This window comes from Mycobacterium botniense, from assembly GCF_010723305.1.
Taxonomy (GTDB): domain Bacteria; phylum Actinomycetota; class Actinomycetes; order Mycobacteriales; family Mycobacteriaceae; genus Mycobacterium; species Mycobacterium botniense.
In genome coordinates, this window is the sequence record NZ_BLKW01000002.1 from 1,272,851 (window position 1) to 1,294,999 (window position 22,149).

Below are 22,149 nucleotides of genomic sequence, written 5' to 3' on the forward strand. Positions count from 1 at the left end.
CAAGGGAGTGAGGTGACCGGCGCCGTTCACACCGGGGGATATGCGGGCGGCGGATAGCCGTTGCCGTCGACGACACCGCGCAGACCCCAGGGAACATACCGGAAGAAAAACTCGAGCTCGTCAGAAAAGTCGTAGTCCGGGTTGGGATCCGTATCCATGGCGCACCTCTCGGCTCGTGACCTGTGCAGCAGTCTAGCCCCATGCGTCAACCGGGCGACAGTGCATGGGCGGCTGCGCTTAAACTTCCAACCAGTTGATTGACACCGTGTTGTCCGGGTCCTGGCGATAGTGAGTAGACGATGCCATCCGAAAACGGGGTTTCCCGCCGCGAGGAGTTGCTGGCCGTGGCCACCAAGCTGTTTGCCGCGCGCGGATATCACGGTACCCGGATGGACGACGTCGCCGACGTGGTGGGGCTCAACAAGGCGACGGTCTACCACTACTACGCCAGTAAGTCGCTGATCTTGTTCGACATCTACCGCCGGGCCGCCGAGGGCACGCTGGCCGCTGTCCACGACGATCCGTCCTGGACTGCCCGGGAGGCGCTGTACCAGTACACCGTCCGACTGCTCACCGGGATCGCTCAAAATCCCGAGCGGGCCGCCGTGTACTTCCAGGAACAGCCCTACATCACCGAGTGGTTCACCGAGGAACAGGTCGCCGAGATCCGAGAGAAGGAGACCCAGGTTTACGAGCATGTGCACGGGCTCATCGACCGCGGCATCGCCAGCGGCGAGTTTTACGAGTGCGACTCGCACGTGCTGGCGCTGGGCTATATCGGGATGACGCTGGGCAGCTACCGCTGGCTGCGGCCCAGCGGGCGGCGCACGGCCAAGGAGATCGCCGCCGAATTCAGCACTGCTCTGTTGCGCGGGCTGATCCGCGACGAATCGATCCGCAAGCAGTCCCCCCTCGGCCCGGGAGCCGATATCGATACAGCCGGTCGGGGGGCCTGATCGCCGGGATCGCGCCCGTGCGCGCGCCCCTTCTACCGACCCCTGTGCACACCGCCGACGTCACCCGGCCCGGCATCGCTTCGGTGTGCCTCAGGCATGAGCCGGATCGACTCGCCGCGGCCTAACCACCGCCGGGTTTGACGTGTTTGTCGAGAAAAGCGATCTGGTCAGCGACCACGCGCTCGAATGCGTCGTCGACGTAGATCGCAAAATGGCCTTCCGGATACATCTTGACCTCGCCGCGCGGCGCCTTGGCCGCATAGCGCAGCGTCGGATTTGCCGGTGCCACCGAGTCGGCCTCGCATACGCAGAACAGAATCGGACAGGTGACTTTCGCGGCGAGGCGTCCTGGACGGTAGGCCAGAATTGTGATGCCGAGCCGGGCGGCGACCTCGTTGGGCACCGTCACACCCTCAGGTACCAGGCGCATAAAGCCTGGGTACGCATCCGGGGCGTTCATCAGGGCAACCTCGTCCGGTCGGCCCACGACCGGGACCATCACCGGGGATCTACCCATCCAGGCAGCGACGAGGTCACGCACTGCCAGCGCGGTGATGCGTGCGGTGACCAACGGACGGAGTGTGCGCGCCGAGGCGATGCCGTCGGTGAACGGGCATTGGGCGACAACGGCTGAGATTCCCGGCACCCTTGCTGCGGTCGCGATCACATGCCCGCCGCTAAACGACGTTCCCCATAAACTGATTCGGCCGTGGTCAACGCCATCGAGGGTATGCGCGTAGGCCACGGCAGCGGCCCAGTCCGCCAGCTGCATGCCGATGTCGAGCACCTGGCGCGGCCGACCCTCGCTGTCGCCGAAATTCCGGTAGTCGAAAACCAGACAGGCATACCCGGCCGCACAGAATCGCTCGGCATAGCTGTCCAGCCGCATGGTGCGCACGCCGGCCAAGCCATGTGCCATCACTAGCAGCGGCGCCGCGCTCTTGCCCGGCGGCCGGTACAGCCAGGCGCTGACCCGGTCCTCGCCTGAGGTGAAGCAGACATTCTCGCGGTATGCCATACGTTTGTCCTCCCCGCCGCCCACGGCCATCGGCCTGGATCATTCCGTACCGTGCACGCGCCGTCACCGGGTGCACCATGAATTCGTGATCGCCGCATGTGATACACCGGCGCCATGACGGCGAGTATTCGGCAGAGCCTGGCGGCGGCGGTGGGCTCACGCCACGTCATCACCGATCCCGACGTCCTCGCCAGCCGCAGTGTCGACCACACCGGCCGATATCGGGGCCGTGCCGGCATGCTGGTGCGGCCCGGTTCAGCGGGCGAGGTCGCCGAGGTGCTGCGCATCTGCTGCGACGCCGGCGCCCACGTGACCATCCAAGGGGGTCGCACCTCGCTCGTGGGCGGCACCGTACCGCTGCACGACGACGTGCTCTTGTCGACTGAGCGGCTGTGCGCGGTCGGCGATGTCGACACCGTCGAGCGTCGTATCCAGGTCGGCGCCGGTGCCACCCTGGCCGCGGTACAGCGCTCCGCGGCCGCGGCCAACCTCCTGTTCGGTGTCGACCTGGGAGCCCGAGACACGGCAACCGTAGGTGGGATGGCCGCCACCAACGCGGGAGGCCTGCGCACCGTGCGCTACGGAAACATGAGTGAGCAAGTCCTCGGCCTGGACGTCGTGTTACCCGACGGCTCGGTGCTCCACCGGCATAGCCGGGTGCGCCGGGACAACACCGGCTACAACCTGTCGGCGCTATTCGTCGGTGCGGAAGGAACTCTGGGTGTCATCACTGCGCTTGACCTCCGCCTGCACCCCACGCCATCGCATCGGGTGACCGCGGTGTGCGGGTTCGCCGACCTTGAGGCAGTGGTCGAGATGGCCCGGGTGTTGCGGGACGTCGACGGGATCGCGGCCTTAGAACTCATCGACGCCCGCGCCACTGCACTGACCGCTACACATCTCGACGTGCCGGCCCCGGTCCGAGGTGACTGGCTGCTACTGGTCGAGCTGGCCTCCGACCACGACCAGTTCCAGCGGCTGGCCGAGGCGATCAGGGGGGCGCGGATGTGCGACGAGCCGGCGGTCGGCACGGACCCGGCCGCCCAGCAGCGGCTGTGGCGGGTCCGCGAATCGGTGTCCGAGGTGCTCGGCGTTGACGGGCCGCCGTTGAAGTTCGACGTATCCCTGCCGCTGGCCGCAATCAGCGATTTCGCCCGGGACGCGGCCGCGTTGATTCACGCACGCATCCCGGAGGGATTGCCGGTTTTATTCGGGCACATCGGCGAAGGCAACTTGCACCTCAACGTACTGGGCGGTGCGCTGGAACGAGAAGATGAACTGGTCGGCGCGATGATGGACCTCATCGCCGCTTGCGGGGGCAATGTCAGCTCCGAACACGGTGTGGGCACCCGGAAACGGGCCTACCTCGGTATGACACGCGAACCGGCCGATATCGCCGCCATGCGGCTCGTCAAGGCTGCGTTCGACCCCACCGGATACCTCAACGCCGCCGTGCTGTTCGGCCCGTCTTGAGCCGTTCGGCCGCGAGTGTGGGAGTCAGCGAAAAAACGGAAAAAACATTGTGCTCTCGGGCACGGGGAGTATGTGCGGCGACCTGGCCCACACGATTGATTGCCCCCGACGAATCGCTGATTTCCGGGTTCAGGATGAGTTGGGTGTTTTGATCCCGACCACATGGCGCAGCTGCGCCAGAAACTGGTCTGCATCGTCACTGCGAATCATGTAGTGCGAGATCGCGATACGGATCGCAGCGGCCGCTTTCACCGCGGCATTAGATCCAGGAAGCAGCCGTTGTAACCCTTCCCGCATCTCGGGGAGAACGCGGGAAAACTCCGCGATGACATGTTCAGGTTCGATATCGACCATCCGCACGCCCGTGGCGGCGTGCTGATATTCCACGATGAAGCGCAACGCTGCGTCGAGCTTCTCAACCCCGGTCAGTCCGGCTGTCGCCTTGCTCAGGCCGCTGTCGAAGGCCTGGCGTTCATAGCGGGAAAACGCGGACAGTAGCTCCTCTTTGGATGCGAACCAACGATACAGCGTGGGGCGCGACACCCCGGCTTGCGCCGCCACCTCCGAAAGGCTCAACTTGGACCTGCCGTTGCGGCCGAGCACCTCCGCGGTGGCGGCGAGAATGCGCTGTTTGGTCGAGGTGTCGGCCTCAGTGGCGGCGCGGCGACTCATAGCCGAACTTTACAGAGTGTCGATGAAGTGTCACGGTGCTTTGGCGCCACTGTCATGATCCTGTGGGTGAGCCGCTGTGTCCGGGTCGATACCGGCCTTCCCATCGTAACCGTGTCCGTGCACGGCAGACCGGTGGGGCAAACAGCGTTCGGACCTCGCGGAGGCGCTCAGGCCGCCACCCCCGGGAACTTTACACATTATCGTAAAAATGTCACGACTGAGGGTTGCGCGCTCGACGAGAAAGCTGGCCATGTATTTCACGATCACCCATCCCATGCATCGTCACCCGTACCATCCCGAACTGGTTAGCGGGGCGGGGGTCGCCGCTGTTGCCGCAGCGGCGGAAGCCGCCGGATTCCACGGGTTCGGGTTCACCGACCACCCCGCTCCGTCGCAGCGCTGGTTGGACGCCGGCGGGCACGACGCGCTGGACCCGTTTGTGGCGATGGGTTTCGCCGCAGCCTGCACGACAACGCTGCGGCTGATCCCCAACATCGTGGTGTTGCCCTACCGTAATCCATTTGTGGTGGCCAAATCCGGTGCGACACTGGATGTGCTGTCCGGCGGCCGGTTTACCCTCGCGGTCGGAGTCGGTTACCTGAAACGGGAGTTCGCGGCCCTCGGGGTGGACTACGACGAACGCACGGAGTTGTTCGACGAGGCGCTGCACGTTATTCGCACGGTGTGGACACGCGACGACGTGTGGATCGAGGGACGGCATTTCAGCGCCCGTGGGATCACCGCCCATCCCCGACCGGTGAGCCAGCCGCACCCGCCGATCTGGATCGGCGGCAATACCGCCGCGGCCCGCCGGCGGGTGGCAGCGCACGGGGATGGCTGGTGCCCGTTCGCGGCGCCCGCCCAGCTAGCCCAGACCGCGCGAACCGCGGTGATCGACTCGGTCCAGCGCCTCGCCGCCGGTATCGACGATCTGCGCTACCGCCTCGACGCGGCAGGCCGCGACCACTCGGCGGTCGACGTGGTGTTCACCAACGCCGCGGGCGGCAGTCCCGCAGACGCGGACTTCAACGCCGACGCCTACCTGGCCGGTGCGGAAAAGCTGGCGGCGCTTGGGGTCACGTGGCTGCAGGTGGGTTTGCCGGGAGACAGTCTGGCGCACGCACTGGAGACCATCGAGCGGTTCGCGGCTTCCGTGATCGACCCGGCGGGCGGCTCGTAACTCTTTACAAGCGTGGCCTGAAATGTCACGCTCCCTCTGTGACCACGGAATCTGAACAGACACATTGGTCGGTCGCCGGCCTGCTCGAGTTGTTCGATGTGCAGCCCGACGGAACCAACCATTTCACGGGCGGAACCGGCATCGCCGGCGCTGACGAGCGCCAGGTCGTCGAAGGCAGCCAAGTGCTAGCGCAGTCGATTATCGCTGTGGCCAAACAATTTCCGGAGAAATCGGTCCGCTCCGCGCACGCTGTTTTCGCCCGCGCTGTCGCCCCCGGCCCGCCGGTGGAATTCGACCTCGACGTCGTGCATGAAGGCCGCTCCACCGCTACCGCGGTCGTGGCGGCGCGGCAGGGCGGTCGACGCTGTATGACGATGACCGTGCTCGCCGACATCCCGTCGCCAGATGTGATCCGTCACCATCTGCCGCGGCCGGACGTTGCCGCCCCGGCCGACGCACATGTCTGTGAGATGCCGATGGCCGGGCGTGAGGTGCGCCTCGTGGACGTCGTCGACGTCAACAGCCCCGACGAAGTCGGGCCGCCCGAACTGTACGCGTGGGTGCGTTACGACCCGATCCCGGCCCGGGACGATCTCGCCAAGGCGTTGATCGCCCATTTCACCGGGCATTTGGGGATTTCGACCACGATGCGTGCGCACGCCGGGATCGGCACCAGCCAGGCGCACCTGAGCGTGTCCACCGCCCCGATGACCCTGACCGTCAGCTTCCACGAGCCGGTGTCGTGGAGCGGTTGGTTGCTGTACACGCACGAAAGCACCCAGGTGGGCGCCGGGATGTCGTATGTCCGCGGTGCGGTGCACACGGAGGACGGGGCGCTGATCGCGTCGTTCACGCAGGAGGCGCTGATCCGCCCACTGCGCAGCAGCGACACCGCAATCGAAGCCCGGGCCCGGTTGTAGCGGTCAGCTGACACGGAGACCGGCACACCGCACGTCCGGTCGACGCGGGTCACCGGTGGGCATCCGGTGGGGGCGGCAGTTCAGCCACAACACGTGCGCGCGTCTCGTCGAAACTGAGAAACCCCTTGATAGGCAGGCTCTCCGGTGGCGGGTCCGGATAACTCCAGGCGACGTCATCGACGACTGTGTTGCCGACGACTGCGGCCCAGTACGTCGCCGCGCCTTTGTAATTGCAATACGACGTGGTCTCGGTGGGCCGGAGCAGGTCGATGCGAACGAATGCGGGGTCGACGTACAGGCGGGGTTGCACTGCTGTTTCGAAGACGATCACCGTGTCGTCGGTGTCGACCAGTGTGGTGTCAGCGACGGTGACGCGCAGATGCCGTTTAGTCGGGCGGCAGTCGATGCGGTGATAGGGGTTGGGCGGATAGGTGACGAGTCTGCGCCCCTCCTCGAACCACACGTCGACGGCATCCCAGGGGACCGCGACGAACCCCGGCGCCTCCGCGACCGGCTGGTGTGGCAGCCCGCCGACCTCACCGGCCGGAAAGGCGTAGCTCAGGGCATGGTTGCGCCGGTGCACCAATAATGCACGCTCGGTGTCAAGCACCACGTGCCCGTCGCGAAATGCCTGGACACGGCGCGGGTGTGGTTCTATGTACACCACCTCACCCGGCAATGGGGGAGTGAACCATCCCGCGGGATCCGAACTGAGCGGACCACGCCCAGCGGTAAGCGTCATGGCCGGAATTGCGCTGGCACCGTGGCCAGCCGTGCGATTGTGAGCGATCCTGTCATGGGCCGTCCTTGCACGCAGTGTCCCGTTCCGTGGTGCCGATAGCCTCCACGGGTGGTCAGCATAGTTGCCCAGGTTTACAACTTGGCGTGTAAGTGTTAACGATTTCAGAGAGGATCTGTCGTGGCCGGACCGATGGAGGGCGTCAGGGTCATCGAGCTGGGGATCTGGGTAGCCGCCCCGGCAGCGGGCGGGATCCTCGCGGATTGGGGCGCAGACGTCATCAAGATCGAGCCACCGACTGGTGACCCGGCGCGGACGTTCGGCCGCATGCTTGGAGTTGCCGGCGGGGAGAACCCGCCGTTCGAAATGGACAATCGCTCCAAACGCAGCATCGTTGTGGACTTAACCACCCCGGATGGCCGGTCGACTGCACTTGAATTGCTCAGCAGCGCCGACGTTTTCCTGACCAATATCCGGCCAGGTGCGCTGCAACGCCTCGGAGTGGACTTCGAGACGGTGGCCGCCCGCAACCGGCGGCTCGTCTACGGGTTGATCACCGGGTACGGTATGGCCGGACCCGACGCCGACCGCGCCGCCTATGACGTGGCGGCGTTTTGGGCCCGTGCCGGGGTGGCTCACTTACTCACCCGTCCCGGTGACACCCCTCCGTTTCAGCGTGGCGGCATGGGTGACCACATGGTCGCGATGACCCTTGTCGCGGCGGTGTGCGCCGCCCTGCTGGCCCGGGAACGCAGCGGAGCCGGTCAACTGGTGACGACGTCGCTGTACCGGCAGGGCACCTACACGGTCAGTTTTGACCTCAACACGTACCTGATGTCGGGGCAGCCGATCGCCGTCGGCCAGCGCGAATCGATGGCTAACCCGTGCATGAACAACTACGCCGCCGCAGATGGGCGGCGGTTCTGGGTGGTGGGCCTACAAGGAGAGCGCCACTGGCCGGCGCTGTGCCGGGTAGTCGGGCGACCCGACTGGCTGACCGATCCCCGTTTCGCCACCGCGCGCGCCCGCGCGGCCCACGCTGTCGAGCTCATCAGCGAGCTGGACGCGATTTTCGCCACCAAAGCGCTCACCGAATGGGCGGAGATCTTTGCCCGTGAACCGGAGTTCTTCTGGTCACCGGTCAACAGCCTCGAAGACGTTCTGGCCGACGAACAGTTCTATGCCGCGGGCGGTATCGTCTCGGTGCCTGGTGCCGACGGTGGTGTCCCGATGGTTGCAACACCGGCAGATTTTCACGGCACGCCGTGGGCCCCACGCTCGATCGCCCCACAGCTCGGCGAACACACCGAGGAGATCCTCGCTGAGCTGAAAGCTCGCCGCACGCCCTGACCACACCGCTCAGCCCGGACCAGACGAGACTTTACAGATTGTGGTGACAATGTCACATTGTTGTGGGTCGCGTCATCAATCTCCGGTGAATGCGGGTGACCAGTCGGGCCGGCCAGGCCGGCCTACCGGTCAGGGGTGCAGCGATAGGGAAGAGATCTATGGTCAGTCAAGCTTTGCGCCGGCGTGGCCGCGGTGCCGACCACGCTGGGCCGATGCGCAATTCGCGCGACGGCAACACCATCTCCCTCAAGTACCGGCTCGACGTTATCGGCTGCCGTGTCACGGACGTGGTCCGGTCTATCGGCGGATGGTTGTATGACCGGGCAATGGCGGGCTGGGAGGTGAACGTGATGCTGCCGCGGATCAGCGATGCGCGGCCGCTGCAGATTCTCGGCGCGCGAATGCTCGGCGCGCACGGGGACGTCAGCACGACCGGTCTGGCAAACCACGGGTTGGCTGTCAGCGCCGATGTGTTCGCACAGAACGCGGCTATCCGCAAGACTGTGCTCGAAGCCTTGGACAGTGGTCTGACCGAGGTCACATTGTGGGGGGACAGCTGGCCGGTGCGGGTTCAGCGCGGCCTTGGTGCCGTCGACTACCGGCTGAGCGGGGCAGCGCGTGCTTTTAAGCACCAAGCGCTTGCCGCGGCACAACTTCCGCACGAATCGGTTGGGTTGCTGGAGACGTTTTTCACCGACAGGCGATCGTTTTCGCCGCTGGGTTCCGAGCTGATTTCAGCCGGCTAGCCCCGGAACGCCCGTGGAATGCTGGCACAGCCGTACCATTGCACCAGCTGCGTTGTCAGCAGCGCCGGTTCGCGGTGAGAGTGCGACGGTTTGGTCGTCGATGTTGCACCGGAGGCGTGCAGTGTGCGGTGATGTCACGCCCCGGCACGGCGAGGATCTGGTGAACGCCAACAGGCAGTGGCCCTGCCGGCCTCAAAGCCGGCGCTCGACCAGCGGCAACCGATGCGGCAAGCGATCGAAGGCCCCACGCGTATGACAGCCCGGACGCGGGTGGCGCTCGTTACCGGAGCGGCCGGCGGACAGGGCTGGGCGATCGTCGAACGGTTGCGCGCGGCAGGGTTTCTGGTCGCGGCGTGCGACCAGCGGTCTGATGAACTCGGCGTCGCCGTCGATAAGCGCGGCGACGCCGCGGTGATGGGGATCTCTCTCGATGTGACCTCGGAGTCCCAGTGGGATGCCGCCGTCCGGCAGGTTGTCGATCGCTTCGGGTCGCTGACCGCTTTGGTGAACAACGCCGGTGTACTGCATCGGGCGGCGATCGCCGACGAGACGGTACCAGGATTCGAAACGGCCTGGCGGGTCAACTGCCTGGGTGCGTTTTTAGGGATCCGCGCAGCGCTCGACCAACTGCGCGCCGCCGAAGACGCTGCCGTCGTGAACATCTGCAGCACTGCCGCGATCCGGCCCTTCCCGCTCCATTCGGCATACGGATCATCCAAATGGGCGCTGCGCGGACTGACCCAAATCGCTGCAGCCGAGTTGGCCACGTGCAAAGTCCGGGTCAACGCGGTGTTTCCCGGACCCGTGGCGACACCGATGCTCGACGACGCCGTCCGTCAGCGGCTGGTCGCGACGTCGGTGTCCGGCCGACTGGGACAGCCGCTGGAAATAGCTGACGCGGTGGCGTTTCTGCTCTCAGAGCAGGCATCCTTCATCACCGGATCAGAACTGGTCGTCGACGGCGGACAGTGTTTACAGATCCGGTGACGCCCGGCGTGGCCCACGCTCAGCAAGCGGCAAGCTATGGTCGCGGGTTTCCACCGCTCAGCCGGTGTCGAAGGTGATGAGCTGGCGCACCTCGGTACCCTCGGCGAGGCGATCCATAGCTGCGTTGAGCTCCTCCAGCGCGATCGTCGACGACACCAGCTTATGCACCGGCAGGCGGCCCGACTGCCACAGCGACACGAATCGGGGAATGTCGCGGCCAGGCACCGACGAACCCAGGTAGCAGCCGATCAATGATCGGCCCTCGGCGACAAAACCCAACGGCGCCAGGCTGATCCGGGTATCAGGCGGGGGCAGTCCCACGGTGATCGTGCGTCCTCCTGGCGCGGTCAGTTCGATCGCTGTCTGCAATGCGGCGGGTCGGCCCACGGCCTCGATGACAATCGGCGCCTTCACGCCGTTATCGATGGCCTGTTGCGGCGTATAGATCTCGTGCGCACCGAAAGCTTCTGCCGCTGCCAACTTCTCAGGCTGTTGGTCGACCGCTGCGACCGTGACATCGTCGTGGGCGAGCGCGGTGAGCACCGCGGCCATGCCCACACCACCCAGGCCGACCACGGCAACAGTCTGACCGGGAACCGGTTTGCCGACATTGAGCACGGCGCCCCCGCCGGTCAGCACAGCGCAACCCAGCAATGCCGCCACACCCGGCGGAACCTCGTCCGGCACCGGAACGATGCTGGCGCGGTTGACGACGGCGTGGGTGGCGAACCCGGACACACCCAAATGGTGGTACACGGGTTGTCCACCGCGGCTGAGCCGAATTGCGCCGCCGAGCAATGTGCCCGCCGCGTTGGCGGCGCCGCCCAGATCACACGGGGCCATTCCAGCGGTGGCGCACGCCGCGCACCGCCCGCAGCGCGGCAGGAATGTCATGACCACCCGCTGTCCGACGGTGAGGTTGAGACGACCGCGGTTTTCGGTTGGGCCGATCTGCTCGACGATTCCGGCGGCTTCATGGCCGAGCAGTATCGGTACGGGGCGCATCCGGCTGCCGTCGACAACAGAAAGATCGGAATGACACACCCCGGCCGCTTCGATGCGGACGAGAACCTCGTCACGCTGCGGCGGCGCCAAGTCCAGTTCGCCGACGCTGATCGGACGCGATTCGGCATAGGGCCGCGGTAGACCGCTCTGGTCCAGCACGGCGCCCCGGATGTGAAACATGTTGGAATACAACCATGGCATCGGTTCCCCGCGCACCAGCCGAACTCACCAGCCGGGACTTTCCAGTGCTGTGGCCCGTGCTCACCCGCTGGGCCGACAACGACATGTTCGGTCATCTCAACAACGCCGTCTACTACCAGCTCTTCGATACCGCGATCAACGGCTGGATCACCACGAACGTCGACGTCGACCCGCTCACCGTACCGGCCTTGGGCATCGTCGCCGAGTCGGGTTGTCGCTACTTTTCCGAGCTGCGGTTCCCGGAAAGGCTCGTGGTCGGCCTGGCGGTGACGAGGCTGGGGCGCAGCAGCGTCACCTACCGGCTGGGGGTGTTCCGGGCCGCCGAAGACCTTCGCGACGGTGAGGCGCAGGCCATCACGGCGCTGGGGCATTGGGTGCATGTCTATGTCGACCGATCGAGCCGCAAACCGGTCCCGATTCCCGACGCCATCCGCGCCCTGCTGTCGACAGCCCGTGTCTCCGCGAGGCGGAAGCCCCAGCAGTGAACCAAGCGAAACCACAGCCGCGGCTTCTCTTTCACGATCTCGGGCGGGCGCTCGATATGCTCAGCCAATGCCGTTCGTGAGCAAGACCGTCGAGGTCGCCGCCGACGCGGCCTCGATCATGGCTATCGTCGCCGACTTTGAGTCGTATCCGGAGTGGAACGAGGAGGTCAAGGGTCTGTGGGTACTGGCCCGTTACGATGACGGCCGGCCCAGCCAGCTGCGGGTCGACACCGTGGTCTCCGGTATCGAAGGCACCTATATCCAGGCGGTCTACTACCCGAGCGATCACCAGATCCAAACCGTCATGCAGCAGGGTGACCTGTTTTCCAAACAGGAGCAGCTGTTCAGTGTGGTGGAGCTGGGTCCAACCTCGTTGCTGACCGTCGATATGGATGTCGAGCCCACCATGGCGATCCCCGCGCCGATGGTGAAGAAAGCCGTCGACAACGCGCTGAACTATCTGGCCGATAACCTCAAGCAGCGGGCCGAGCAATTAGCTGCTAGCAGCTAGCTCCAGATGAACGCCTTCTCCAGCCTTTCGGTGAGGCGGCGTGCTCCGTCGGTGAAATGCCAACTGATGTGCTCGGCAGCGGCGGCGGCATCCCGGTCGCGCAGCGCGGCGATCAGCCGGCGGTGGTTCTCCACCGCGGCGCTACCCCAGTCAGGTTCGGCGGCGTACGTCACCTCAGGCACGTAGCGGGTGGCATTCAACAAAAACCACGCCAATTTGATCCGGCCGCTGGCCAGGTTGAGCACGCGGTGGAAAGCGAACTCGATCGCGGCGATGGTTTCAGCATCACCGGACTCAACGGCTGCCGCCAGTGCCTCGTTAAGACGCTCGAGTTCGTTGATCTCGGGGACGCTGATCCGCTCAGTGGCCGCGACAGCAAGCTCCTTGGCGATCGTGGCTTGCAGCCAGAAGATATCGGCGATGTCCTGTCGGCTCAGTGGCAGGACCACGTGGCCGCGGTGCGGCTCGAGTTTCACCATGCCCTCACCGCGCAGCTTCAACAGGGCTTCCCGCACCGGGGTGATGCTGACTCCGAGTTGAGCCGCTGTCTCATCTAACCGGATGAATGTCCCGGGGCGGAGCGTCCCGGACATGATTGCGGCCCGCAGGTGGCCCGCGACCTCATCGGACAACTGTGACCGGCGCGGCCGGCGCGGCCCGCCCGGCTGCGTGGAGAGAGCAGAAAGAGGTGCGTTCACGGTGCTTCCGGGGACTTGTGTGACCGGCCGGTGAGGCCATAATGTGATCCAGACGACACCGAGTTTATCAAATATCAGGTTTGCGGGGCCACCGAGTACGGAGGGAATGGCAGTCAATTGACCGCGCAACGAGCGACTCGAGCTCCCGAGCAACCCTTTCGCTCACGGCGGCAGAACTGGATCAACCAGCTGGAACGGCATGCCTTGATGCAACCAGGTGCACCGGCATTGCGGTATTTGGGAAAGACAATGACCTGGGCCGAGTTGCACCGGCGGGTGACTGCACTGGCCGACGCCCTCAGCCGCCGCGGGGTCTCGTTCGGGGACCGGGTGATGGTGCTGATGCTCAACCGGCCGGAGTTCGTTGAGTCGATGCTGGCCGCGAACATGCTGGGAGCGATCGCAGTCCCGTTGAACTTTCGGCTCACCGCCGCCGAGATTGCTTTCCTGGTCCGCGATTGTCAGCCGCGGCTGATGATCACCGAAGCGGTCCTGGCCCCGGTGGCTGCCCAGGTGCGCGAAATCGAACCGGTGCTCAGCACGATCGTCGTCGCCGGGGACACCGCCGGGAAAGGTCTGCTCGGTTACGAAGACCTGATCGCGGAGCCCGGTGACCCCCACCAGCCGGTGGACATCCCCAACGATTCGCCGGCTCTCATCATGTACACCTCGGGCACCACCGGGCGCCCTAAGGGCGCAGTGCTCACTCACACCAACTTAACCGGCCAGATGATGACGACGCTGTACACCAGCGGCGCAGATATCAACAATGATGTCGGTTTCATCGGTGTGCCGCTTTTTCACATCGCCGGAACCGGCAACCTGTTGACCGGGATGTGGCTGGGCATTCCCACGGTCATCTACCCGCTGGGCGCTTTCGATCCCGGGCAGCTGCTCGACGTGCTGGAGGCGGAGAAGGTCACCGGCATCTTTTTAGTGCCCGCCCAGTGGCAGGCGGTGTGCGCCGAGCAGCAAAGAAAACCTCGCACGCTTCGGCTGCGGGTGATGTCATGGGGGGCGGCCCCGGCGCCGGACACGCTGCTGCGGCAGATGTCGGAGACGTTCCCGGGCACCCAGATCCTGGCCGCATTCGGCCAGACTGAAATGTCGCCGGTCACCTGCATGCTGCTTGGCCAGGACGCCATCCGCAAGCGGGGGTCGGTCGGCAAGGTGATCCCGACCGTCGCCGCTCGCGTGGTCGACGAGAACATGAACGACGTTCCGGTCGGTGAGGTTGGCGAAATCGTCTACCGCGCGCCGACCCTGATGAGCGGCTACTGGAACAATCCGGAGGCTACCGCCGAGGCTTTCGCCGGCGGCTGGTTCCACTCCGGTGATCTGGTCCGCATGGACGAGGACGGATATGTCTGGGTGGTCGACCGCAAAAAGGACATGATCATTTCCGGCGGCGAGAACATCTACTGCGCCGAAGTGGAGAATGTCTTAGCCAGCCATCCCGCGATCGTTGAAGTCGCCGTCATCGGCCGGCCCGACTACAAGTGGGGTGAGGTGCCGATCGCGGTCGCGGCCGTCACCCACGATCTGCGGCTGGAGGACCTTGACGGATTCCTCACGGAGCGGCTGGCGCGCTACAAGCACCCCAAGGGTCTGGAGATCGTCGACGCGCTCCCGCGCAACCCGGCCGGCAAGGTGCTCAAGACCGAATTACGGCGCCGGTACGGCGCTGCACCCGAGCCCGAAAGAGTCGCCCCATCAAAGGATTCTGCGGACAACACGCAAAGCCCGTAAAAGCTGACATAACGATAAAACAGCCGTGTGAACTCGACGAAAGGTAAATAGGCCGATGCCCTACCCCCCGGCCGAACCATCAGGTACAGTCCTGTCGTCTCTCTTACTACCTGCCAGTAAGGAGTCGGCGGTCACACACCGGGGGACGGGGCAAGGAGGAGGCGTGCGACACGATCCGCCGGAACGCCGGGACACGGGAGTCTCGTCGTGAGGTGGCAGCGGTGACGGCGTCGACACGGCCCCCTTTGGTCGATTACGTCCGCGACCAGACGAAGACGCCGCTGATATTGATCGGTGGCTTCTTCCGGATGTGCGTCCTGACCGGTAAGGCGTTGTTCCGTCCGCCGTTTCAGTGGCGCGAGTTCGTCTTGATGTGCTGGTTTATCGTCAGAGTCTCGCTCGTGCCGACCATGGCGGTCTCAGTGCCGGTGACGGTGCTTTTCGATTTCGTGTTCAACATCCTGCTGATCCAAGCCGGTGTCGGCGACATCTCGGGGGCGGGCACGGCGGTCGCTGTGATCACCCAGATCGGCCCGATCGTGACCGTCTTGGTGGTGGCCGGCGCCTGCGCGACGGCGATCTGCGCTGACCTGGGTGCCCGCACCATCCGGGAGGAAATCGATGCCATGGAGGTGCTCGGTATCGACCCCATTCACCGGCTGGTGGTTCCCCGGGTCGCGGCCATGTCCATCGTCGCCATGTTGCTCAATGGCCTGGTGAGCATGATCGGCCTGGTGGGCGGCTACCTGTTCGGGGTTTACCTGCAGAACATCTCGGGCGGCGCCTATCTGTCGACACTGACCCTGGTGGTCGGGCTGCCCGAAGTGGTTGTGGCAACGACCAAAGCCTTCATCTTCGGGCTGATCGCGGGATTAGTGGCCTGCTACCGGGGCCTGACGGTGCGCGGCGGTCCCAAAGGTCTGGGAATTGCGGTCAACGAGACCGTGGTTCTGTGCGTGGTCTTTTTGTACGCGGTGAACGTGGTGCTGACCGCCATCGGTGTGCGGTTCGGAACGGGGGCGCTCTGACATGACGACGGCTCAAGTACTGCGCGCCCGTTTCCCTCGGGCCACCGCCAACCTGCGTCGCTACGGTGCCGCCACCACCCGCTCATTTGATGAAGCCGGCAGGCTGGGCTGGTTCACGCTGATCAGCGCTCGCGACACAGTGTTCGCGCTGACCCGTTACCGCAGTGAAGTCCTGCGGTTGGTCGCTGAGGTAGGGATGGGCACCGGTGCCATGGCCGTCGTCGGGGGCACCGCGGTGATCGTCGGTCTGGTGACGGCGTCCTCCGGTTCGATAGTCGCCCTGCAGGGCTTTTCGACGCTGTCCCACGTCGGCCTCGGCGCGCTTATGGGGTTCGTCGCCGCCATGATCAACGTTCGTCTCGTTGCCCCTGTTGTCACCGGGGTCGTGCTGGCGTCAACGGTCGGCGCCGGCGCCACCGCCGAACTGGGCGCCAAGCGGATCAGCGAGGAGGTGGACGCGCTGGAGGTGATGGGCATCAACTCGCTGGCGTATCTGGTCTCCACCCGGCTGATCGCCGTGCAGGTGGTGATCATCCCGCTCTACGCGTTGGCGCTGATCGCATCGTTTGTGGCTCCACAGCTGGTCACCACGGTGATGTATGGGCAGCCCTCTGGCAGCTACCAGCACTACTTCAATACCTTCTTGCGCCCCAATGACGTGTTCTGGTCCTTCGCCGAGATGATCCTCGTCGCCGGGGTGGTGATGCTGAGCCACTGCTACTACGGGTATAACGCCAGCGGCGGTCCGGTCGGCGTCGGTGAAGCTGTCGGGCGCTCGATGCGCTTCTCGCTGGTTGCGATCAACGTCGTGCTCATCTTGTTTGAAATGACGCTCTACGGCGTCAACCCGAACTTCAACTTCACCGTTTGAGGCAGCAGGAAAGCCATGACGAGTCCACAAGCGAAGGTCAACAAGCCGGAGGGCCGACCATACAAGTTGATCGGCGTGGTGGTTTTCGTGGTTGCGGCGCTGGTGCTGTGGTTGGTCTACCTGCAGTATCGAGGCGATTTCACCGCGAAGACACCGTTGACGATGCTGTCGTCACGGGCGGGTTTGGTGATGGATCCGGGGGCGAAGGTCACCTATAACGGGGTGCAGATCGGCCGGGTGGCCAGCATTTCGGAGATCACGCAAGACGGCAAACCGGCGGCCAAGTTCGTCCTGGACGTGTACCCGCGCTACCTCAAGCTGATTCCGGCGAATGTGGATGCGAGAATCACGGCAACCACACTGTTCGGCCAAAAGTATGTGGCGCTGAGATCACCGAAACATCCCACACCGCAACGAATCACGCCGCACACCATCATCGATGCCAGATCGGTGACCACGGAGATCAACACACTGTTTCAGACGATCACGTCGCTCGCCGAGAAAGTGGATCCGGTCAAGGTGAACCTCACGCTGAGCGCGGCGGCGCAGGCATTGAGCGGGTTGGGTGACAAGTTCGGTCAGTCCCTGGTTAACGCGGATGCTGTCCTCGACGACGTCAATCCGCAGCAGCCGCAAATTCGGCACGATATACGGCAATTGGCTGCGTTAGGCGACGTGTATGCGAATGCGGCTCCGGACCTGTTCGATTCTCTCAACAACGCGGTGACCACCGCGCGCACCGTGCACCACCAGGAAAAAGATCTCGACGAAGCATTGCTGGCGGCGACCGGGTTGGGTAACACGGGTGCGGATCTCTTCCACGGTGGCGGGCCCTATCTTCAGCGGGGAGCCGCCGATCTGGTACCCACCGCAAAACTGCTGGACACCTATAGCCCCGAACTTTTCTGCACAATCCGCAACTATCACGACATCGAACCCAAGGTCTATGAGTTCACCGGTGGCCGTGGCGGTTACGCGCTGCGAACCAATACCGAGGCGCTGTCCGGATTAGGAGCTATCCTCACCCCCGCGGGTCTGACCGGCACGGTGCTGACCCAAGGGCTTTTAGGGCTGGCCGGACTGGTGGGCGGGGCACCCAATCCTTACATCTATCCAGAGAACCTGCCGCGGGTGAACGCTCATGGTGGGCCGGGGGGTGCACCGGGATGCTGGCAGACGATCACCCGTGATTTTTGGCCGGCGCCGGAGTTGGTGATCGATACCGGCAACAGCGTCGCGCCCTATAACCACCTGGACACGGGCTCCCCGTACGCGATCGAGTACGTATGGGGCCGTCAAGTAGGGGATAACACGATCAACCCATGAAAATCACCGGTACCCTCGTCAAGCTCGGCATCGTCTCGATGGTGCTGCTGATGTTCACCGCAATGATCGTGGTGGTGTTCGGTCAAATGCGCTTCGAGAAGACCTACAGCTATTCCGCGGAGTTCACCAGCGCCAGCGGGCTTCGTAACGGGCAGTTCGTCCGCGCTGCCGGGGTGGAAGTCGGCAAAGTCAAAAGCGTACGGCTCGTTGACGGCGGCCGCCGGGCGCGGGTGGACTTCACTGTCGACCGCGCGGTGCCCCTCTACCAGTCGACGACGGCGGCCATCCGTTATCTGAACCTGATCGGTGACCGGTACGTGGAGCTCAAGCGCGGGCAGGGCGAAGGTGCCGACCGGGTTTTGCCGCCGGGCGGGTTCATCCCCTTGTCGCGCACACAACCCGCCCTGGATCTCGACGCGCTCATCGGTGGTTTCAAGCCGCTGTTCCGGGCGCTGGATCCGCAGAAGGTCAACACCATTGCTTCGGCCATCATCACCGTGTTCGAAGGTCAAGGGGGCACCATCAACGACATCCTCGACCAGACCGCCCAGGCCGCATCGCATATCGCCCAGCGTGACCAGGCGATTGGTGAAGTGATCAAGAACCTCAACACCGTGCTGGATACCACGGCCAAGCACCGCAAGGAATTCGACCAGACCGTCGACAACGTCGAGAAACTCATCACCGGCCTGCGCAACCACGCCGACCCGGTGGCGGCCGGTGTCGCACACATCAGCACCGCCGCCGGGACAGTTGCCGATCTGCTGGCCGACAACCGCGCCCTGCTGCACAAGGAATTGAATTATCTGCAGGCCGTTCAACAACCGATCATCGATGAGCGCGACAAGTACGACGACCTGTTCCACCGCGCCCCGGGTGCGTTAAACACGATCGGGCGCGTTATCGGCACGTACGGAGACTGGGTGAACTTCTACGCCTGCGACATCACCATCAAGTGGAACGGGCTGCAGCCGGGTGGACCGGTTCGCACGGTCAAGATCTGGTCGCAGCCCACGGGTAGGTGCACGCCGCAATGAGAACACTCGAACCCCCGAACCGGCTGCGCATCGGGCTGATGGGAATCGTTGTGGTGGTGCTCTTTATCGCCGTGGGCCAAAGCTTTACGAGTGTGCCGATGGTGTTCGCCCAGCCGAGCTACTACGGGCAGTTCACCGACACCGGCGGGGTGAGCAAAGGTGACAAGGTACGCATCGCCGGGGTAACCGTCGGCTCCGTCGAGGCGCTCAAGATCGACGGCGATCACGTCCTGATCAAATTCTCAACCGGCAGTAACACTATTGGCACCGAAAGCCGGCTGGCGATCAAAACCGACACCATCCTGGGTAAGAAGGTGCTCGAAATCGAACCGCGGGGCACCCAGACCTTGCGACCCGGAGCCGTGTTGCCGCTGGGCCAAAGCACCAGCCCATACCAGATCTACGACGCCTTCTTCGATGTCACTAAGGCCGCCGCTGGCTGGGATATCGACACCGTCAAGCAGTCGCTGAATGTGCTGTCGCAAACGATCAACGAAACGTATCCGCATCTGCCTCCCGTCCTGGAGGGTGTGGCCAAACTCTCCGACACCATCGGCAAACGCGACGAAGAGGTCAAACATCTCCTCGCACAAGCGAACAAGGTGGCCAGCGTGCTCGGTGACCGTAGCCAGCAGGTCGACCGGCTGCTGGTCAACACGAAGACACTGCTGGCCGCGTTCAACGAACGCAGCCGGGCCATTGACGCGCTGCTGACAAATGTGTCTGCCTTTTCGGCGCAGGTGCAGGGCCTGATCAACGACAACCCGAACCTGAATCACGTGCTGGAACAATTGCGCGCGGTCAGCGACTTGCTGGTGGCGCGCAAGGACGATCTGGCTCAAGTCCTCACCACCCTCGGCAAGGCCGCCGCGGCGGTTAACGAGACGATCGCCTCAGGACCGTACTTCAAGGTGATTCTCGCCAACCTGCTGCCGTATTGGATTTTGCAGCCGTGGGTGGATGCCGCGTTCAAGAAGCGGGGTATCGACCCGGAGAATTTCTGGCGCAGTGCCGGGCTGCCCGCGTTCCGCTGGCCCGACCCCAACGGGACCCGCTTCCCCAACGGCGCGCCGCCGCCGGCGCCGCCGGTGCTGGAGGGCACCCCGGAACATCCGGGACCCGCCGTCCCACCGGGATCGGCGTGCTCCTACACCCCGCCGGCTGACGCTGTGCCACGGCCGTGGAACCCGCTGCCGTGCGCCGGTGTTGACGTGGGCGCCTTCGGCGGTGAGTTCCCGGCCCCGATCGACGTAGCGACCTCGCCGCCCAACCCCGCCGGTTTGCCGCCCACACCGGGGATCCCGATCGCCGGCCTGCCCGGCGAACCACCACCGGACGTGCCGGGCACACCGGTGCCGCTGCCGCCCAACGCACCGCCGGGCGCGCGCACCGAGAACCTGGCACCGGCCGGCCCGACGCCGCCGCCGTCGACGTTTGCGCCGATGCTTCCGCCCGGGCCGCCCGCGCCGCCGGGGCCCGGGCCGCAGCTGCCTGTGCCGTTCATTCCCCCCGGTGTCCAGGGAAGCCAGCCAGGTGGCGGCGGAGGAAGTGTGGGAGGAAGCCAAAGTTGAGCACTGTCTTCGATATCCGCAACCTGCGGCTGCCGAGAATGTCACGTGCGTCGGTAGTCATCGGATCGCTGGCGGTGGTGCTGGCCCTCGTCGCCGCGTTTGTCGGAAGGCAGCTTTACCGCGAGTTGACCAACAACACCGTCGTGGCGTACTTCCCCGAGGCGAACGCGCTCTATGCCGGGGATCAAGTGCGGATCATGGGCGTGCAGGTGGGGTCGATCGACAAGATTGAGCCGGCCGGCGACAAGATGAAGGTGACGTTTCACTACAACAACACCTACAAGGTGCCCGCCAACGCGTCCGCGGTCATCCTCAACCCGACCCTGGTGGCGGCGCGCTTCATTCAGTTGGAGCCGCCGTACCGCGGCGGCCCGGTGCTCGCCGACGGTGCGGTGATCCCGATCGAGCGCACCCAGGTGCCCACCGAGTGGGACCAGTTACGCAACAGCGTCACCAACATCATTTCCAAACTCGGCCCGACAAAAGAGCAACCCAAGGGGCCTTTCGGCGAGGTCATCGAATCGTTCGCCGATGGACTGGCCGGCAAGGGCAAGCAGATCAACACCACCTTCGACAGCCTCTCGCGTGCGTTGACCGCACTCAACGAAGGCCGCGGCGACTTCTTCGGGGTGCTGCGCAGCCTGGCGCTGTTCGTCGACGCCTTACACCAGGACGATCAGCAGTTCGTGGCGTTGAACAAAAACCTCGCCCAGTTCACCAGCAGCCTGACCCGCTCTGATCGGGACCTGGCTACTGCGATACAGCAGTTCGATGGTCTGCTGTCCACCCTGCGCCCATTCCTGGCCCGCAACCGCGAGGTGCTCGCTCACGACATCAACAACCTCGCCACCGCCACCACGACACTGGTCCAGCCTGACCCGTTAAACGGGTTGGAGACCGGCTTACATGTTCTGCCCACCGCGGCCGCGAACATCAACCAGATCTACCATCCCGCGCAGGGCGCGGTCGTGGCGATTGCGGCAATCCAGAACTTCGCCAACCCCATGCAGTTCATCTGCAGCTCGATTCAGGCCGGCAGCCGGCTCGGCTATCAGGAGTCGGCCGAGCTGTGCGCGCAATACCTGGCGCCGATTCTGGATGCGATCAAATTCAACTACTTGCCCTTCGGGCTCAACCTGTTCAGCACGGCCGCCACCTTGCCGAAGGAGATCGCCTACTCCGAACCCCGGTTGCAACCACCGAACGGATATAAGGACACCACCGTCCCCGGGATCTGGGTGCCGGACACGCCGTTATCGCACCGCAACACCCAACAGGGCTGGGTCGTCGCGCCGGGCATGCAAGGGACACAGGTGGGGCCGATCACTGCGGGGCTGCTGACGCCCGAGTCGCTGGCCGAACTGATGGGTGGCCCGGATGCTCCGCCTCCGCCGGGAGGGTTGCAGACGCCGCCGGGGCCGCCGAACGCCTACAACGAATATCCGGTGTTACCGCCGATCGGTGTGCAGGCGCCGCAGGTTCCCATCCCTCCGCCTCCGCCGGCACCGGGTGTGGTCCCGGGCCCGGTTCCGCCGACACCGGCCCCGGTGGGGGGACCGGCTGGACCACCGCTGCCCGCTGAAGCGGCGGCCGCATCCGCGGGAGCGGGCTCGTGAGGCGCGTGAC

Annotated in this window: 22 protein-coding genes; 16 read left to right on the forward strand and 6 right to left on the reverse strand. The window is 64.8% G+C overall.

The features are described 5' to 3' along the window. Positions 1–26: 26 nt before the first annotated feature. On the reverse strand, positions 27–158 hold the full coding sequence (locus tag G6N08_RS05980; RefSeq protein WP_163755231.1) for a hypothetical protein: 132 nt from the start codon (positions 156–158) through the stop codon (positions 27–29). A 141-nt stretch (positions 159–299) separates the two neighbouring features. Between G6N08_RS05980 and G6N08_RS05985 the strand changes: the two genes are divergently transcribed. Then, on the forward strand, positions 300–956 hold the full coding sequence (locus G6N08_RS05985) for a TetR/AcrR family transcriptional regulator (protein ID WP_163755233.1): 657 nt from the start codon (positions 300–302) through the stop codon (positions 954–956). A gap of 121 nt (positions 957–1,077) precedes the next feature. On the opposite strand, the gene G6N08_RS05990 is transcribed toward G6N08_RS05985, so the two are convergent. Then, positions 1,078–1,974, reverse strand: coding sequence for an alpha/beta hydrolase (locus G6N08_RS05990; protein WP_163755234.1), 897 nt, complete (start codon positions 1,972–1,974; stop codon positions 1,078–1,080). 114 nt (positions 1,975–2,088) lie between these two features. Between G6N08_RS05990 and G6N08_RS05995 the strand changes: the two genes are divergently transcribed. Further along, positions 2,089–3,447, forward strand: a complete 1,359-nt coding sequence (locus G6N08_RS05995) for an FAD-binding oxidoreductase (protein WP_371868962.1) — start codon at positions 2,089–2,091, stop codon at positions 3,445–3,447. A gap of 129 nt (positions 3,448–3,576) precedes the next feature. Here the strand turns inward: G6N08_RS05995 and G6N08_RS06000 are convergent, their stop codons facing one another. Then, positions 3,577–4,119, reverse strand: a complete 543-nt coding sequence (locus tag G6N08_RS06000) for a TetR/AcrR family transcriptional regulator (protein ID WP_163755236.1) — start codon at positions 4,117–4,119, stop codon at positions 3,577–3,579. 250 nt (positions 4,120–4,369) lie between these two features. Here G6N08_RS06000 and G6N08_RS06005 point away from each other — a divergent pair, with 250 nt between their 5' ends. Both G6N08_RS06005 and G6N08_RS06010 read left to right on the forward strand, forming a co-directional pair. Further along, complete coding sequence (locus G6N08_RS06005; protein ID WP_163756753.1) at positions 4,370–5,299, forward strand: LLM class F420-dependent oxidoreductase; 930 nt, start codon at positions 4,370–4,372, stop codon at positions 5,297–5,299. A 38-nt stretch (positions 5,300–5,337) separates the two neighbouring features. Further along, positions 5,338–6,219, forward strand: a complete 882-nt coding sequence (locus G6N08_RS06010; protein WP_163755237.1) for an acyl-CoA thioesterase — start codon at positions 5,338–5,340, stop codon at positions 6,217–6,219. A 49-nt stretch (positions 6,220–6,268) separates the two neighbouring features. Here G6N08_RS06010 and G6N08_RS06015 read toward each other — a convergent pair whose 3' ends face one another. Beyond that, positions 6,269–6,961, reverse strand: a complete 693-nt coding sequence (locus G6N08_RS06015) for a DUF427 domain-containing protein (RefSeq protein WP_163755239.1) — start codon at positions 6,959–6,961, stop codon at positions 6,269–6,271. Between the two features lie 177 nt (positions 6,962–7,138). Here G6N08_RS06015 and G6N08_RS06020 point away from each other — a divergent pair, with 177 nt between their 5' ends. The 3 genes from G6N08_RS06020 (at position 7,139) to G6N08_RS06030 (ending at position 10,041) form a co-directional block, all read left to right on the forward strand. Beyond that, positions 7,139–8,308 (forward strand): CaiB/BaiF CoA transferase family protein, encoded by a 1,170-nt coding sequence (locus G6N08_RS06020; protein WP_163755241.1) that lies wholly within the window; start codon positions 7,139–7,141, stop codon positions 8,306–8,308. A 212-nt stretch (positions 8,309–8,520) separates the two neighbouring features. After that, positions 8,521–9,054 carry a hypothetical protein gene (locus G6N08_RS06025; RefSeq protein ID WP_163755244.1) on the forward strand — a complete coding sequence of 178 codons (534 nt, stop codon included), beginning with the start codon at positions 8,521–8,523 and terminating at the stop codon, positions 9,052–9,054. A 252-nt stretch (positions 9,055–9,306) separates the two neighbouring features. Next, positions 9,307–10,041, forward strand: a complete 735-nt coding sequence (locus tag G6N08_RS06030) for an SDR family NAD(P)-dependent oxidoreductase (protein ID WP_163755246.1) — start codon at positions 9,307–9,309, stop codon at positions 10,039–10,041. Positions 10,042–10,098: 57 nt separating this feature from the next. Here G6N08_RS06030 and G6N08_RS06035 read toward each other — a convergent pair whose 3' ends face one another. Beyond that, positions 10,099–11,226 carry an alcohol dehydrogenase catalytic domain-containing protein gene (locus tag G6N08_RS06035; protein WP_163756754.1) on the reverse strand — a complete coding sequence of 376 codons (1,128 nt, stop codon included), beginning with the start codon at positions 11,224–11,226 and terminating at the stop codon, positions 10,099–10,101. 14 nt (positions 11,227–11,240) lie between these two features. On the opposite strand from G6N08_RS06035, the gene G6N08_RS06040 reads away from it, so the two are divergent. After that, the gene (locus tag G6N08_RS06040; protein WP_163755248.1) at positions 11,241–11,732 is read left to right on the forward strand and encodes an acyl-CoA thioesterase; all 492 of its coding nucleotides are present in this window, start codon (positions 11,241–11,243) and stop codon (positions 11,730–11,732) included. Positions 11,733–11,799: 67 nt separating this feature from the next. Then, positions 11,800–12,243 carry an SRPBCC family protein gene (locus tag G6N08_RS06045; protein ID WP_163755250.1) on the forward strand — a complete coding sequence of 148 codons (444 nt, stop codon included), beginning with the start codon at positions 11,800–11,802 and terminating at the stop codon, positions 12,241–12,243. On the opposite strand, the gene G6N08_RS06055 is transcribed toward G6N08_RS06045, so the two are convergent. Further along, on the reverse strand, positions 12,240–12,941 hold the full coding sequence (locus G6N08_RS06055; RefSeq protein WP_218033344.1) for a GntR family transcriptional regulator: 702 nt from the start codon (positions 12,939–12,941) through the stop codon (positions 12,240–12,242). The genes G6N08_RS06045 and G6N08_RS06055 overlap by 4 nt on opposite strands. A 117-nt stretch (positions 12,942–13,058) precedes the next feature. Between G6N08_RS06055 and fadD5 the strand changes: the two genes are divergently transcribed. The 7 genes from fadD5 to G6N08_RS06090 all read left to right on the forward strand — a co-directional run bounded on the left by fadD5 (position 13,059) and on the right by G6N08_RS06090 (position 22,139). Then, the gene (gene fadD5 / locus G6N08_RS06060; protein WP_163755255.1) at positions 13,059–14,690 is read left to right on the forward strand and encodes a fatty-acid--CoA ligase FadD5; all 1,632 of its coding nucleotides are present in this window, start codon (positions 13,059–13,061) and stop codon (positions 14,688–14,690) included. Positions 14,691–14,911: 221 nt separating this feature from the next. Further along, on the forward strand, positions 14,912–15,718 hold the full coding sequence (locus tag G6N08_RS06065; protein ID WP_246216620.1) for an MlaE family ABC transporter permease: 807 nt from the start codon (positions 14,912–14,914) through the stop codon (positions 15,716–15,718). Position 15,719: 1 nt separating this feature from the next. Beyond that, the gene (locus G6N08_RS06070) at positions 15,720–16,589 is read left to right on the forward strand and encodes an ABC transporter permease (RefSeq protein ID WP_163755257.1); all 870 of its coding nucleotides are present in this window, start codon (positions 15,720–15,722) and stop codon (positions 16,587–16,589) included. Between the two features lie 15 nt (positions 16,590–16,604). Further along, complete coding sequence (locus tag G6N08_RS06075) at positions 16,605–17,915, forward strand: MCE family protein (protein ID WP_163755259.1); 1,311 nt, start codon at positions 16,605–16,607, stop codon at positions 17,913–17,915. After that, on the forward strand, positions 17,912–18,952 hold the full coding sequence (locus tag G6N08_RS06080) for a virulence factor Mce family protein (protein ID WP_163755262.1): 1,041 nt from the start codon (positions 17,912–17,914) through the stop codon (positions 18,950–18,952). Before G6N08_RS06075 ends, G6N08_RS06080 begins: the two co-directional genes overlap by 4 nt. Continuing rightward, entirely contained in the window at positions 18,949–20,523 is a 1,575-nt protein-coding gene (locus tag G6N08_RS06085) for a virulence factor Mce family protein (protein WP_163755263.1), read from the forward strand. Before G6N08_RS06080 ends, G6N08_RS06085 begins: the two co-directional genes overlap by 4 nt. Then, positions 20,520–22,139, forward strand: coding sequence for a virulence factor Mce family protein (locus tag G6N08_RS06090; protein ID WP_163755265.1), 1,620 nt, complete (start codon positions 20,520–20,522; stop codon positions 22,137–22,139). Before G6N08_RS06085 ends, G6N08_RS06090 begins: the two co-directional genes overlap by 4 nt. Positions 22,140–22,149: the final 10 nt, after the last annotated feature.

What these genes read in the sequence shown, in the direction of transcription:
- G6N08_RS05980 (WP_163755231.1), bottom strand. Translation starts at nt 158, where the DNA reads ATGGATACGGATCCCAACCCGGACTACGACTTTTCTGACGAGCTCGAG.
- G6N08_RS05985 (WP_163755233.1), top strand. Translation starts at nt 300, where the DNA reads ATGCCATCCGAAAACGGGGTTTCCCGCCGCGAGGAGTTGCTGGCCGTG.
- G6N08_RS05990 (WP_163755234.1), bottom strand. Translation starts at nt 1,974, where the DNA reads ATGGCATACCGCGAGAATGTCTGCTTCACCTCAGGCGAGGACCGGGTC.
- G6N08_RS05995 (WP_371868962.1), top strand. Translation starts at nt 2,089, where the DNA reads ATGACGGCGAGTATTCGGCAGAGCCTGGCGGCGGCGGTGGGCTCACGC.
- G6N08_RS06000 (WP_163755236.1), bottom strand. Translation starts at nt 4,119, where the DNA reads ATGAGTCGCCGCGCCGCCACTGAGGCCGACACCTCGACCAAACAGCGC.
- G6N08_RS06005 (WP_163756753.1), top strand. Translation starts at nt 4,370, where the DNA reads ATGTATTTCACGATCACCCATCCCATGCATCGTCACCCGTACCATCCC.
- G6N08_RS06015 (WP_163755239.1), bottom strand. Translation starts at nt 6,961, where the DNA reads ATGACGCTTACCGCTGGGCGTGGTCCGCTCAGTTCGGATCCCGCGGGA.
- G6N08_RS06025 (WP_163755244.1), top strand. Translation starts at nt 8,521, where the DNA reads ATGCGCAATTCGCGCGACGGCAACACCATCTCCCTCAAGTACCGGCTC.
- G6N08_RS06030 (WP_163755246.1), top strand. Translation starts at nt 9,307, where the DNA reads ATGACAGCCCGGACGCGGGTGGCGCTCGTTACCGGAGCGGCCGGCGGA.
- G6N08_RS06035 (WP_163756754.1), bottom strand. Translation starts at nt 11,226, where the DNA reads ATGTTTCACATCCGGGGCGCCGTGCTGGACCAGAGCGGTCTACCGCGG.
- G6N08_RS06040 (WP_163755248.1), top strand. Translation starts at nt 11,241, where the DNA reads ATGGCATCGGTTCCCCGCGCACCAGCCGAACTCACCAGCCGGGACTTT.
- G6N08_RS06045 (WP_163755250.1), top strand. Translation starts at nt 11,800, where the DNA reads ATGCCGTTCGTGAGCAAGACCGTCGAGGTCGCCGCCGACGCGGCCTCG.
- G6N08_RS06070 (WP_163755257.1), top strand. Translation starts at nt 15,720, where the DNA reads ATGACGACGGCTCAAGTACTGCGCGCCCGTTTCCCTCGGGCCACCGCC.
- G6N08_RS06075 (WP_163755259.1), top strand. Translation starts at nt 16,605, where the DNA reads ATGACGAGTCCACAAGCGAAGGTCAACAAGCCGGAGGGCCGACCATAC.
- G6N08_RS06080 (WP_163755262.1), top strand. Translation starts at nt 17,912, where the DNA reads ATGAAAATCACCGGTACCCTCGTCAAGCTCGGCATCGTCTCGATGGTG.
- G6N08_RS06085 (WP_163755263.1), top strand. Translation starts at nt 18,949, where the DNA reads ATGAGAACACTCGAACCCCCGAACCGGCTGCGCATCGGGCTGATGGGA.